At 58.1% G+C, this 13,063-nt stretch carries 14 protein-coding genes; 5 read left to right on the top strand and 9 right to left on the bottom strand.

The window, feature by feature from the left end; translation table 11 throughout:
• Window positions 1-154 precede the first annotated feature (154 nt).
• Window positions 155-1,147: a tRNA-modifying protein YgfZ gene (ygfZ, locus tag JEM67_RS22770; RefSeq protein ID WP_199637867.1), complete on the top strand. Its 993-nt coding sequence runs from the start codon at window positions 155-157 to the stop codon at window positions 1,145-1,147.
• Between the two features lie 137 nt (window positions 1,148-1,284).
• Here ygfZ and trhA read toward each other — a convergent pair whose 3' ends face one another.
• The gene (trhA, locus tag JEM67_RS22775; RefSeq protein ID WP_004952439.1) at window positions 1,285-1,962 is read right to left on the bottom strand and encodes a PAQR family membrane homeostasis protein TrhA; all 678 of its coding nucleotides are present in this window, start codon (window positions 1,960-1,962) and stop codon (window positions 1,285-1,287) included.
• A 190-nt stretch (window positions 1,963-2,152) separates the two neighbouring features.
• Between trhA and JEM67_RS22780 the strand changes: the two genes are divergently transcribed.
• A complete protein-coding gene (locus tag JEM67_RS22780; protein ID WP_013814383.1) occupies window positions 2,153-2,761 on the top strand; it encodes an HD domain-containing protein in 609 nt (202 codons plus the stop codon).
• A gap of 46 nt (window positions 2,762-2,807) precedes the next feature.
• On the opposite strand, the gene JEM67_RS22785 is transcribed toward JEM67_RS22780, so the two are convergent.
• Genes JEM67_RS22785 through JEM67_RS22800 form a run of 4 tightly spaced genes read right to left on the bottom strand, consistent with a single transcriptional unit; the run spans window position 2,808 to window position 6,898 of the window.
• Window positions 2,808-4,133, bottom strand: coding sequence for an MFS transporter (locus tag JEM67_RS22785; protein WP_199637869.1), 1,326 nt, complete (start codon window positions 4,131-4,133; stop codon window positions 2,808-2,810).
• Window positions 4,130-4,783: a DUF4286 family protein gene (locus tag JEM67_RS22790; RefSeq protein ID WP_199637871.1), complete on the bottom strand. Its 654-nt coding sequence runs from the start codon at window positions 4,781-4,783 to the stop codon at window positions 4,130-4,132. Before JEM67_RS22790 ends, JEM67_RS22785 begins: the two co-directional genes overlap by 4 nt.
• Before the next feature lie 52 nt (window positions 4,784-4,835).
• A complete protein-coding gene (locus JEM67_RS22795) occupies window positions 4,836-6,185 on the bottom strand; it encodes an amidase (protein WP_199637874.1) in 1,350 nt (449 codons plus the stop codon).
• A complete protein-coding gene (locus tag JEM67_RS22800) occupies window positions 6,185-6,898 on the bottom strand; it encodes a DUF2848 domain-containing protein (protein ID WP_199637877.1) in 714 nt (237 codons plus the stop codon). The genes JEM67_RS22795 and JEM67_RS22800 overlap by 1 nt, the downstream gene beginning before the upstream one ends.
• A gap of 128 nt (window positions 6,899-7,026) precedes the next feature.
• On the opposite strand from JEM67_RS22800, the gene JEM67_RS22805 reads away from it, so the two are divergent.
• A complete protein-coding gene (locus tag JEM67_RS22805; RefSeq protein WP_063200112.1) occupies window positions 7,027-7,704 on the top strand; it encodes a GntR family transcriptional regulator in 678 nt (225 codons plus the stop codon).
• A gap of 121 nt (window positions 7,705-7,825) precedes the next feature.
• Here JEM67_RS22805 and JEM67_RS22810 read toward each other — a convergent pair whose 3' ends face one another.
• The 3 genes from JEM67_RS22810 to JEM67_RS22820 are packed head-to-tail and all read right to left on the bottom strand — an operon-like array spanning window position 7,826 to window position 9,673.
• Entirely contained in the window at window positions 7,826-8,572 is a 747-nt protein-coding gene (locus tag JEM67_RS22810; RefSeq protein ID WP_013814389.1) for an SDR family oxidoreductase, read from the bottom strand.
• A 25-nt stretch (window positions 8,573-8,597) separates the two neighbouring features.
• Window positions 8,598-9,410 (bottom strand): MipA/OmpV family protein, encoded by an 813-nt coding sequence (locus JEM67_RS22815; RefSeq protein ID WP_199637879.1) that lies wholly within the window; start codon window positions 9,408-9,410, stop codon window positions 8,598-8,600.
• 29 nt (window positions 9,411-9,439) lie between these two features.
• Window positions 9,440-9,673, bottom strand: coding sequence for a hypothetical protein (locus JEM67_RS22820; protein WP_199637881.1), 234 nt, complete (start codon window positions 9,671-9,673; stop codon window positions 9,440-9,442).
• Window positions 9,674-9,862: 189 nt separating this feature from the next.
• On the opposite strand from JEM67_RS22820, the gene JEM67_RS22825 reads away from it, so the two are divergent.
• Together JEM67_RS22825 and JEM67_RS22830 are read left to right on the top strand one after the other, a co-directional pair.
• The gene (locus JEM67_RS22825; protein ID WP_199637883.1) at window positions 9,863-10,531 is read left to right on the top strand and encodes a response regulator; all 669 of its coding nucleotides are present in this window, start codon (window positions 9,863-9,865) and stop codon (window positions 10,529-10,531) included.
• Window positions 10,528-11,937: an ATP-binding protein gene (locus JEM67_RS22830; protein ID WP_199637885.1), complete on the top strand. Its 1,410-nt coding sequence runs from the start codon at window positions 10,528-10,530 to the stop codon at window positions 11,935-11,937. The genes JEM67_RS22825 and JEM67_RS22830 overlap by 4 nt, the downstream gene beginning before the upstream one ends.
• A gap of 112 nt (window positions 11,938-12,049) precedes the next feature.
• Here JEM67_RS22830 and JEM67_RS22835 read toward each other — a convergent pair whose 3' ends face one another.
• Window positions 12,050-13,015, bottom strand: a complete 966-nt coding sequence (locus tag JEM67_RS22835) for a quinone oxidoreductase family protein (RefSeq protein WP_199637887.1) — start codon at window positions 13,013-13,015, stop codon at window positions 12,050-12,052.
• Window positions 13,016-13,063: the final 48 nt, after the last annotated feature.

Here is a 13,063-nt window from a genome sequence, read left to right on the forward strand (position 1 = left end):
GACGTTCTCTACGTAAAGTGGAATAAAGCGCTAAATGTCAAAAAAAGCGCTGCCGAGGCGGCAAGCGTGAATAACAGTTTGCAAAGCCCGCCGCCTCTTTTACCATGGGGCCAACACACCTTCAGGTAAGCTAAACGTTAAGCAGGATCTTACTATGGCGTATAACATTCCATTTCCACCCCGTCAGCCTTCCGCCTCTTCCCATCTGCCCCTGACCCTGATCTCTTTGGAGGATTGGGCGCTGGTGACGCTGAGCGGCCCGGACAGGGTGAAATACCTTCAGGGCCAGGTGACTGCAGACATCGAAGCGCTGGCGGCCGATCGTCACGTGCTGTGCGCCCACTGCGATGCCAAAGGCAAAATGTGGAGCAACCTGCGTCTGTTCCACCGCGGTGAAGACTTTGCCTATCTGGAACGCCGCAGCGTACTGGACAGCCAACTGGCGGAAATCAAGAAATACGCGGTGTTCTCCAAACTCACCATTGCCGTCGATAGCGAAGCGGTGCTGCTGGGGGTAGCCGGTTTTCAGGCACGCGCAGCGTTGGCGGGCGTATTCAACAGCCTGCCGGATGCTGAGCATCAGGTGGTGCAGGACGGTGAAACCACCCTGCTGCACTTCTCTGTGCCGGCGGAGCGTTTTCTGCTGGTGACCACCGCGGCCATCGCCGAACAGTTGGCCGACAAGCTGAACGAACAGGCAGAACTGAACGACAGCCAACAATGGCTGACGCTGGATATCGAAGCCGGTTACCCGGTGATTGACGCCGCCAACAGCGGGCAGTTGATTCCGCAGGCCACCAACCTGCAGGCGCTGGAGGGCATCAGCTTCAGTAAGGGCTGCTATACCGGCCAGGAGATGGTAGCTCGCGCCAAGTTCCGCGGTGCCAACAAGCGTGCACTGTACTGGCTGGAAGGCAACGCCGGACGGGTGCCGCTGGCCGCTGAGGATCTCGAACTGCAGTTGGGCGAAAACTGGCGCCGGACCGGTACGGTGCTGGCCGCCGGCAAGCTGACCGATGGCCGGCTTTGGGTGCAAGCGGTGTTGAATAACGATTTGGATGCCGACAGCAAGCTGCGGGTACGTGACGATGCCGCCAGTCAGTTGACGATCAAACCGCTGCCATACTCGTTGATAGAGGAAAAATAAAAACGGGAATCAGTCAGACCATCCGCAACAGATTTCGCGCTGCAGCAAGCAAGTACATTCCCAGTCACTTATTCAAGTAAGTGACTGGGGTGCGCACGCGCAACCAACAACGCTGCAGTGTGAAAGATTTAGCGGAATTAGACGTACAGATAAATCGCCATGAAATGGCACAGGCTGCCGCCGAGCACAAAGCCATGCCAGATAGCGTGACCGAAGCGGAACCGTTTGGAGGCGTAAAAAATCACCCCCAGGGTATAGACCACGCCCCCCACCGCCAGCAACGTTACGCCGCCGATCGCCAGGCGGGTCGCCAACTGATAAATCACAATCAATGACAGCCAGCCCATCGTCAGATAGGTGACCAACGACAACGCCTCAAAGCGATGGGCGAACGCCAGTTTGAACAATACCCCCAGCAGCGCCAACCCCCAGATAACCGCCATCAACCCTTTGGCCAGCGGCGAGTTGAGCCCCACCAGCAGAAACGGCGTGTAGGTACCGGCAATCAAGAGATAAATGGCGCAATGGTCAAACTTCTTCAGCCAGTGTTTGGCTTTCTGATGCGGAATGGCATGGTACAAGGTTGAGGCAAGGTACAGCAGGATCATGCTGCCGCCATAAAGACTGTAACTGGCGATGGCCGTGATACCGGCGCCGGTATCCACCGCCTGTACCAGCAACAACACCAGCCCGACAATGCCGAAAACCAGTCCGATACCGTGGCTGATGCTATTGGCTATCTCTTCTGCCCACGGATACGCCGTAGCGGTATTTCTGTCGTTCTCGGCTTTCATCACTACGCCAGTATTCCCCATAAATCACAAACCCTCAAACGCACAATATTGTTCGAAATTACCGCAAACCAGCTTAACTGAGAACAATTCCAGTGTACACGTGTACGCTAAAATAAAACTGTGAATGCGTGTAACGCCACAAACATCGAAATCCCCTGCCCGCTGGTCTACAATCGACGAGCTTCAACCCACCTACCTTGAGGTTTACACCATGTCATCCGCTGTACCCGCGTTAGATTTCGGCTCAATGACCCAGGTCATCCAGTTCCTGATGGAAATCGACAAGTTGAAAAGCGTGCAACGCCGCACCAAAGTGCTCGGCACCCAACGCCAGGAAAACTCCGCCGAGCACAGTTGGCACTTTGCCATTGCCGCTCTCAGCCTGGCGCCATACGCCGGTGAAGGCGTTGATATCCAGCGAGTGATCCAGATGGCGCTGCTGCATGACATCGTGGAAATCGACGCCGGCGACGTGCTGGTTTACGATCTGGCGGCGCGCGCAGCAATCCACGATCAGGAAGTGGCGGCGGCGCGGCGGCTGTTTGGCATGCTGCCGACGCCACAACGCGAGTCTTTCACCGCTTTATGGCAGGAGTATGAAGATGGCGAGAGCGCCGACGCGCGCTTTGCGCTGGTGCTGGACCGCACCATGCCGATGCTGATGAATCTGCATAACGAAGGCCAAAGCTGGGTCGAGAACGGCATCAGCCTGGAGCAAGTGCTGTCACGCAACGCGATGATCGCTGAAGTCCACCCGGAGCTGTGGAAGCACCTGCTGCAACACCTGCAGGATGCGCAGCGCAAAGGCTGGCTGAAGTAATCCCTCAGCCGCAGCAAGCCGGGTGAATCCCTCACCCGGCCTTCCTTTACAACGGTTTGTGCGCCGTCTCCTTCGCGGCAATCACCGCCCACAGCGTCATCAGTAACGCCACCACCACATAGGCCGAGATCGCCAGCGTGCTGTCGTAGGATTTGAACAACGTAGCGATAATCAGCGGCGCAAAGCCGCCACCGAGAATGCCGGCCAGCGTGTAGGCCAGCGACGAGCCGGCATAACGTACCCGGGTCGGGAACTGTTCGGTGATAAATGCCGCCTGCGGACCGTACATTGCCGCATGGATCAGCAAGCCGATCACCACCGCCAGGCAGATCAGCACCGGCTGGCTGCTGTCCAGCAACGCAAAGAACACGAACGCCCAAACCATCGCCGCCAGCGCCCCGCCGATATACACCGGCCGGCGGCCAAAGCGATCGGACAACGCGCCGAACATCGGCACGGTAATGGCATTGCCAATCGCCCCCAGCATGGTGGCAGTCAGCGCCAGCGGGCGCGGCAGATTCAGCACCGTAGTGACATAGGTCAGGGTAAATACCACCACCAGCGCATACAGTACGTCGGAACCGATGCGCGAGCCGCCGGCGATCAGCAACGGCCGCCTGTGTTGAATAAAGACTTCACGGATAGGAGCCTGAGTCACATCCTTCGAAGCCTCCAGCTTCAAGAATGCCGGCGTTTCCCCCACGCCGCGGCGCAGCCACAAGCCAAAGACCACCAGCACCAGGCTGAGCAGAAAAGGAATGCGCCACCCCCACTGCTGGAAATCATCCGCCGACATCGCCACCGTCACCAGCGTGATCAACCCTGTGCCGATCAACGTGCCGCAGGAAGGGCCAACCTGAGCAAACGAAGCATTGCGTCCCCGCTGATGCGATTTACCGTGTTCCATCGACAACAAGACCGCACCCGCCCATTCGCCCCCCAGCGCGATGCCCTGAATAAAGCGCAGCGTCACCAACAGCAGCGGGCTCCAGACACCCCAACTGGCGTAACCGGGCAGCAGCCCCATCAGTGCGGTGGTGACACCCATAATCACCAGCGTGGTAACCAGCACAAATCGCCGACCCAATACGTCGCCGAGATGGCCAAAAACGATGCCGCCGATCGGCCGCGAAACATAGCCGACCGCATAGGTAGAAAATGCCAGAATGGTGCCCACCAGCGGATCGAACGACGGGAAGAATACGTGGTTGAAAATCAGCGCCGCCATAATGTTGTAAACGGTGAAGTCATACCACTCCAGTGCGGTGCCGATCGAACTGGCAGCCGCCAGCCTGCCGGTTTTTGGCGGATGGGCAGCAGAGGCGGCGGCAGACGAATCGACGATCGGCGTTTCAGTGGTTGATGTGCTCATGATGTCAGCTCCTGCTTGGTCAGTTGCCAACCAAGGACATAGTGTTGAGTGGCCTCAGCAGCGGTTTTCAACTGGCGACAGGCCAGCTCATTTAGCTGCTGACCGGCTGTGGCGCTGCTGCTTTCAATCAGCAGCATCGGCAACAGGCGACGGTTTTCCCGCGATTCTTTTGGCAACGGCGAGCTGAGTTCAACGTCGGGCGAGAGCAGGCTGCTGCGGACAAAACCGGGGTGTTCCGCCAGCATGCTCCCCAGATGTGTCATGGCGAGCTTAAGCCCCTCAGGCTCTGCCTGCTCAAGGGTGATGATGGCCAAGTGACTGCCGCAGCCCTGCCCGGTTACTGCCTCCACCGCGCACACCCGACGCATCGGATCACGCATTTTATCGAGGCTCGACACCGACCAGGGGGTTTGTTGGGTAAAGGCGGCGCGGTAGGCCGCAGAGGTAAAACTGGCCAGGGATTCGGTTTTATACAGCCCAAGGTATTTACGCCCGCCCTGCAACGCCTGATAGCGCGTGCCCGACAAGAAACCGGGAACACGTACCCGCTCTTCCACGTGCTCACGGTCGTACCACTGATTGAAATCCGCCTCGTCCTGCGCGGCGACATCTGTTGCGACAAACAGCATTCCGTTCGGGGAACCGGTCATGGGTACTCTCCTGTTAGCTCAAAGTATGGCGGGGCTATGCCCCACCGGAAAATCACGCACCGGCGAGACAGCGTTCAATCGCCAGCGCCCAGCCCAGCAACGCCTCGTCATGCATAGGGAGCCCAGCCAGCATCAGGCCAACCGGCGCTCCGCCGGGCCGCTGACAAGGCAGCGACAGCGCGCAGCCGTCGAGGAAATTGATCACCGAAGGATTGCGCAGCGCAGCGCCATTGATACGGAAATAGGCGTCTTCATCCGCTTCAAGCTCGGCAATAGTCGGCGCGACCAGCGGTACGGTCGGCATCAGCAACGCGTCAAACGCTTGCACGGCGGCAGTCACCCGCCGTTGCCAATCGGCACGCAGTTGCTGTAGCCGCTGCAAATCCCCCTCCCCCAGCGGCTGACCGCGGCGAATGCGCGACAGCACCCGTGGGTCATATTCCTCGGCATGCTCAGCGATCAGCGCCTGGTGCCAGCGCCAGGCCTCCAGCGCGCTAAAACCGCCGGCGGCATTGATGGCCGCCAGTTCGGCGAATTCCGTGCAGGGAATGGTTTCAATCTGCGCGCCGGCCTGCGCCAGCCGCTGCAGGCTGAAGTGAAACGCCGCAGCGACCTCTTCATCCAGGCCGTCCAGCACCAGGGTTTGCGGTACCGCAAAACGCGCCTGACTCACATTTTTTAACTGCGGCTGTAACGGCCGATCGGTTATCGCCGCATCCAGAGCGATGCAACCGGCAACGTCGTGAGCGATCACGCCGATCGAATCCAGCGACGGTGACAGCGGCAACAGGCCGCCATCATTAATTCGCCGGGCGGTAGGCTTAAAACCGGTCAGGCCGCAGAAGGCCGCCGGGATCCGCACCGATCCTCCGGTGTCGCTGCCAATCGAACCAAAACACATACCGTCGGCCACTGAGACCACAGCGCCGGAGGATGAACCGCCGGGAATACGACGTGCAGCGCGATCCCAAGGGTTGGCAGGCGTGCCGTAGTGAGGGTTGATCCCAAGCCCGGAATAGGCGAACTCGGTCATGTTGGTTTTACCGATAACCACCGCACCCGCCTGCAACAAGCGTTCCACCACGGCGGCATGTTTTGCGGCGGCCGGTGCTGCGGCCAGCAGCCGTGAGCCGGCGGCGGTGGCTTCACCGGCCACGTCGAACAGGTCTTTGACCGACACAGGAACGCCGTCCAGCGCTGACAAAGACTTCCCCTCCACACGCCGACGATCGGCCGCCAGTGCCTGCTGTTGCGCCCACTGCGCATAAACGCGGGTAAAAACGCGCCCCCCCTCGCCCCGCTCATCGGCAATGTGCGCCAGCACGGCGGCGGTCAGTTGCACGGCGGTCAATTCACCGCTGGCCAGCCCGGCGGCAGCTTGCTCTAAAGTCAGTTTTTTCATCACGCCACCACCGGCAGTTCAATGCTGTGATAGCCATGAGTGATAGAGCGCCCCAACACCTCGTCCGCCAGTTCCATACGGAACTCGGCCGCCGGCCGGATGCCGCCAATCGCTGCCACCGTACCGCAGGTCATAGCTAATCCATCACGCGGCTGCGGTACCGTCAGCCCGCCTTCCGGCAACTGCTGGCCACCCAGATAGCGCTCCAGCAGATCGCCCGGCGTGCGCAGGCTGGCGAGACTTCCCTCCTGATAAAGCCGGAATTCCCCGTCTTCCTTGATCCACGAACGCAGGATCAGCGAATCCCAGTGCGCGATCACCTCTCGCAGCGGCCAGGCGGTGCGCGCAACCGGCTTAACGCAGATCTGTTTGGAGAGCGCTACGCTGTGCGCTTCCAGTTGACGATCGGTATGATCGGACGCCAGCGAAACGTACAGCTCGCCGCGGTGGGCGAAGATCAGCGGTTCAGCTTCCCCGGAGGTGGCGTTGCCGATCACTTCGATGCGTTCGCTCTGGCTAAGCTGGTTAACCGCCACCCGGTAAAACAGTGGGATTGCACTGGGTTGGGGCACGCCCAGCTCGGCCAACTCCCGAATATGGTGCAGGATCGCCTCGCGGTCGCGGCCGGTCCAGCCGGCGATCACCAGATGATCAATCTCGACATCCAGCGCCCCGGCGCCGCAGGATTCGGGTAAAGTGAAGGTCAATCTCATGGCATTGTGCCTCTTTGGTTAAAATACTGTGAAATTTCACTATATCTTTAGTAACCAAATAAGCGATTTCCGTGCCATGTTTTTGTGTACTATGTCTAAAAACTTTCTTCTTGCAGGAGCAGAACGTGATGACCGTTGACGCAGAGAGCCAGGCACTCCCGACGGCAGAGGAAGCCGGGCTGTCACTGAATGAACTGGCCTATCGGCGCTTCAAGCAGGCGCTGGTGACGTTAAGCTATAAACCCGGTGAGTATCTCAATACCGCGCAGGTCATGAGCGAACTGGATATGGGCAGAACGCCGATCAATCAGGCGATCCACCGTTTGGCTAATGAAGGGTTGCTGCAGGTGATCCCGCGCAAAGGGGTAATGGTATCGCCGCTGTCGATGGATGACGCGCTGGAGCTGATCGAAGTGCGGCTGGCCAATGAAATGCTGTGCATGCGGCTGGCGAGCAAAAGGATTACCGAGCCACAGATCGCTGCGCTGACCGCGCTCAACCAACAAATCGAAGCCGCCTGCCAGAGCCGCGACCGGATTCGGATGATGACGCTCGATCATGCGTTCCATCAGGAACTGGCGCTGATCGCCGGCAATAACATGTTGGTGGATATCTTGAGCGTGCTGCATGCCAGGGCGCAGCGTTTCTGGGCCAGCACGTTGTCGCGGGAAGGGCATATGCGGGAAGTGATCGAGGAGCATCGGGCGATTATCGCCGCACTGGCCGCCCAGGACAGCGACGCCGCAGCCGACGCGGCAGAAGCGCATATTCTGTCGTTCCGCAGCGCGCTGTTGCACGAGGGCTGAGCAGACTCAGAGAACAAATCCGGTGACCTGAAATCACCGGACAATTAGCCACAACGCCAACTCGATTTTACTCTTCGTGCTCATGCTCCTTCAGCATCGCTTCACGCAGCACCGCGTTCAATCACCGCCCACCGGCAGCCTCGATAAAACTGCCGGTCACGTAAGACGCGGCATCGGACAGCAAAAAGGCGATGGCTTCCGCCACCTCTTCCGGATAGCCGCCACGCTGCATCGGTAACCCGCTTTTTACCCGGTCGACACGCCCCGGCTCACCGCCGCTGGCATGCATTTCGGTATAAATAAACCCCGGTCGCACGCCGTTGACCCGAATGCCCTGCGCCGCCACCTCCAGAGAAAGCCCGGTAGTCAGCGTGTCGACCGCGCCCTTTGATGCGGCATAGTCGACATATTCCCCCGGCGCCCCCAAACGGGCGGCGGCGGACGACACATTAACGATTGCCCCGCCCTTCCCTCCATGGCGCTTCGCCATGCGCTTCACCGCCTCGCGGCAGCAGAGAAAATAGCCGGTCACGTTGGTGGTCAATACCTTGTTGATGCGCTCGGCGGTAAGTTGCTCGATACCGGCCTGCTGAAACAGAATGCCGGCGTTGTTGACCAGTGCGTCGATCGGACCAAGGGTCACGTCCAGCGCCGCAAACATCGCCACTACCTGGCTTTCATCGGCGATATCCGCCCGCAGCGCCAACGCCCGGCCCCCCAGGGACGCGATCTCCGCCACCACCTGCCGCGCCGCCGCTTCATCTTTCAGATAGTTAACACCCACCGCGTAACCCTGGCGGGCCAGCAGCAGCGCCGTGGCGCGCCCAATGCCCCGGCTGGCGCCGGTGACCAGTGCAACTTTCGACATGCTATTCCTTGTTATGGTTGGGAAATCAGAAACTGTAACTGGCGCCCAGGAAGGCAACCCCAGCCACTTTTTTCTCGACGATCGGGCTTTTAGCCGCGTCACCCAACAGAGTATAGATACCCGCACCGGCCTGGAAGGCGATTTCCGGCGTCCATTGGTAATTCAGCGCGCCATTGAGCGTCACCTGCTTAAAACCGCTCCCCGGCCGATAGGCGGCGAAAGAGGTTTGCTGCGCCTGCCGCTGCGTCACGCCAAAATAGCCGCGCTGATAACCGCTGTTGGCCCAGGTGGTGCTCAGATCACTCGACAGGGTCAGCGCCTCGCTCAGCGAATAAACTGCCGCCACACCCAGATCGACATAGGCGGTATGCCCCAGATCCTCATCGCCGTAACGACGTGCTTTGGTGGCCTGCATACCTTTTACAAAGGCATGGAAAGGGTCAAATTTATAGCTAAGCTCTATGCCCGCCTCAAGAGCACCGTCGAGGTCACCCATGCCTTTTAGCCGCTTGTTGCGGCCGCTCAGCGTTTTCACTTCCTCATCTCGTCCGGCGTCATAACCGGCCAATAAGGCGATGCCAAACGGCCCTGACAAGGGTAACTGCCAGCGTGCGCCGTCGATCAGGCCCAGACTGAAATCACCCCAGGCCGATTTATCGTAACCGGCCTGAATATCGTACAACGGCACGGCGCTATAGCTGGAAGCCCCCTGATAAACCGGCTCTACCGCCATACCGCCACTGAGTTTCAATGAAGCTTCTCCGCCATCCTGCGCAAAACCCTGCAAGGGAAATAGCATCAATAACGTCACCGCAGAATAACCCAGAGTATTTTTCACCGTATCTACCTTATTATTTAATGGGAGTGTTATAGCGCTATCAGGCGCCGTAATTGTTTTTTCATACGTGGTTTAAAACCGTCAAAAATATCCGATATCTCCGTATGCGGGCTGAGCTGTACGGCGGGAGTGTGGGGGACTGAGTTATTTTCTTCCCGGGCACCTACGTGAAAAATCAGCAGCTCCAGAGCGATAAATAAAATCACGCACGGACGGACAATCCCGCCAGAGAGGGCTAAATTTAAAGCGTTGCCAGCATGCATTTTTTTACCCTAAGGTGACTGTTGTGCTGGAGCAGCCTACCCGAAACCCTGAGTCGTTGCCTTAACGCGAAATTAACGCCAGATTAAGGTTTGCTTAAGAAGGCATAAGCGAAAAGCCGCACGGCGTTGTCTTCCGCTGAGGGTTGTAGTTATATAGCCGCCAGCGCCGTGACATAAACCGGATATCCAGTGAACATTTTGCTTGTGGAAGACGATCTGCAATTGGGCAAAGCCCTGTGCCGCGCATTGGAACTGGCAGGGTTCGATCTGTGCTGGGTGCGGCTGGTCCATGATGCACAACTTCAATTATCGCAGGGCAGCTTCGATTTAATGCTGCTGGATCTGACCCTGCCCGATGGCGACGGCTTGATGAAACTGGTCGAATGGCGCGCCGCCGGACAAAATATTCCGATCATTATTCTGACCGCTCGCGACCGCATCGAGAGTCTGGTCAATAGCCTGGACTCCGGTGCCGACGATTTTCTGGCAAAACCTTTCGCGCTGCCGGAACTGATTTCACGCGTGAAGGCAGTGAACCGACGCATGGCCGGGTTCGCCTCCCAAACCTGGAGCCTCGGTAATCTGTATCTGGACCCGATGAACCATCAGGTCACCTTGGAAGACGAACTGTTGCTGCTATCAAAAAAAGAGTACCGACTGCTGCATGAGTTGATGCGCTGCGCCGGAACCGTGGTGCGCAAAGCCACATTGGAACAGCGGCTGTTCGGCAATGGCGACAGCGTGGAAAGTAATTCTCTGGAGGTGCACATGCATAACCTGCGACGCAAGATCGGCAAGGAAAGAATTATTACCGTGCGCGGCATCGGCTATTTATTAAAAAAAGAGACGCAGGGATGATTAGTTTCAAGTCTTTTTTTATACGCACCATAGTCTTTCAGGTTATGGCAATACTCGTACTATGGGGAATATTGCTTGGCTGGGTAAAATATCTGTATTACCCCGATGCAGAGAAGTATTTGGATAATCAGCAACGTCTTGTTGCACGCGGTATCGCCAACATTCTCGATAAAACCGACATTACCGAACACAATTATGTCGAGATTATCAAAGATATCGAAATAATGTATATCGATTCGATCAAAAACGGCATACAGGACGAAATAGACTATCGTCCGTTGTTTTTGGTTTACGACCATAATAATCAGATTATCTATGCCTCGCCGCCGCAGGAAAAACCCTTGTCCCTACCTCCTTCCGTGTTGTCCGGCACCATCAGCTATGCCAACGTAAAGTGGCATATCGCCGGCAGTTGGAGCGATAAACAGCGTTTTAGAGTGATCGTCGGCGAATCCTTTGACAACCGCACCACTATTTTCGGCAACCCGGCGGAAAGCACCGCGATCCCGCTGCTGGTGGTCCTGGCGGCCATTATTGTTACTCTGCTGATCACCGCCTATTTCAGCCTGCGGCCGCTGCGGCAAATCGCCAGGATGATCTCCGATCGCAAACCCGGCAATTTATCGCCGATCAACGTCCGTGAACAATATCAGGAAATCCGGCCGGTAGTGTTGGAAATCAATAAGTTGATGACGCGTATCGACGCCGCCAATCAGCGTGAAAAACGCTTTATGGCCGATGCCGCCCACGAGCTGCGCACCCCGATCGCCGCCGTGCTGGCGCAGTTGCACCTGTTGACACAGGTGGCGGATAAAACCGAGCGGCAGGAAATTATTGAGGACATGCAACAGGGGCTGGATCGCGCAGCATCGCTGTCACGCCAGCTGATTGATCTGGCCAAACTGGAGTCGGAGAACTTTCCGCTGAAGATTGAAGCGGTAGATATCCACGCTGAAATCAGCAAATGCCTTGCGCAGCACGTGCCCTATGCACTGGAAAAAAATGTCGAACTTTCGCTGGATGGCAGTGAAAATGTAGTGGTTGAGACCGACCGCCACTCGCTGATTGCCATATTCACCAACCTGCTGGATAACGCCATCAAATACGCGCCGGCCGGTGGTCATATCGAAGCCAACATCCGCTCACTGTCGCCGATGGGTTGCTATATTAGCCTGCGCGACAACGGGCCGGGTGTGAATGAAGAACATTGCAAACGCCTGTTTGAACGCTTTTACCGCGTGCCGGGCACCCAGCAGATCGGCAGCGGCCTGGGGCTGGCGATAGCCAAGAACCTGGCCGATAAAATCGGCGCGCAATTGCGGATCACCGAAGGGCTTGACGATCGCGGTATCGGGTTTGTTATCGATCTGCCTGAAAATTACCCCGCGCCACAGGGAAAGGAATAAGGAATCTGGCCCATTTTGGGGCGGGTGCAGTACTGTGGCTCGGGTTGGTCATCGGCGGGGCGGCGCTGGCCAGTTTTTTCCGGGCGACCAAGTTGGCCGCCAGGTTCTCTGCTTAACGAGAAATGCGGATCACCGAGCGAACATCGCTTTTCTTGTTCAGGTCCCAGACCGCGGCAATCTCGGTCAAACCATGTTCCTGCGTCTCGACGGCGATCTTGCCTGCCGCCGCCAGGGCCAGGATCTCGTTGGCGTATCTCTGCATTTCCGCCACCGGTGGGAAGTTACCGGTGCCACTGCCCATAATCTGCAGCTGATTACTGCGCAGCACCGCCGCCGGTAGCCGGATATCCGGCCCGGCCATTGAGCCGACGTTAACCAGCCGGATGCCGCGCCCACCGGCGTAGGAAGAGAGGTCATGGTTGTTCAAGGTAGCGAGCAGCGCTTCGGTGGTCGCTCCCCAGATATAATCGACAATCACGTTATAACCTGCCGGGCCTGCTGCGTCGGCAAAGGCCTGTACCAGCTCAGCGCCTTCCAACCCGAGATCTACCGTGCCATCAACACCCAGCGCATCCAACACGTTCTGCCGACGGCCGGCGGCCACGATGCGCCCCGCTCCCGCCTGACGCGCGGCGGCCACCGCCAGCTTGCCCGACGTGCCCGTGGCGCCAATAATCAGCACAGTTTCACCCGGCTGTACCTCGGCGCGCCAATGAAGCGGCAGCCAGGCGGCGAAAGCCGGGTTAATCAGCGCCGCTGCAGTGGCGTCATCCACACCTTCCGGCACCGGCACGGTCCATGACGCGACGGTTCGTTCCGCCAGCGCGCCATGCGGCTGACGGAACGAGGCAAAATAAACCCGCTGACCGTCAGGCGTATAACCCACGCCATCGGTACCCGGAACGATCGGCAAGCTCTTCGGGCTGGAGTAATGGGTTCCCGCCACCATTGCGCGGTCAAGCTGCTTGATGCCCGCCAACGTCACCTCAATCAACACCTCCCCCGCCTGAGCCTGCGGCTCTTCGACTGACCCGAAAACCGGTGGCTGCCCTAACGCTTTTACGATTGCCGCTTTCATAACGATTCCTTATGCCATTGAGTTTGCCCATTAAGCAGTGAAGCGCAA

This window comes from Serratia sp. PAMC26656 (genome assembly GCF_016469055.2).
GTDB classification, from domain to species: Bacteria; Pseudomonadota; Gammaproteobacteria; order Enterobacterales; family Enterobacteriaceae; genus Serratia; species Serratia plymuthica.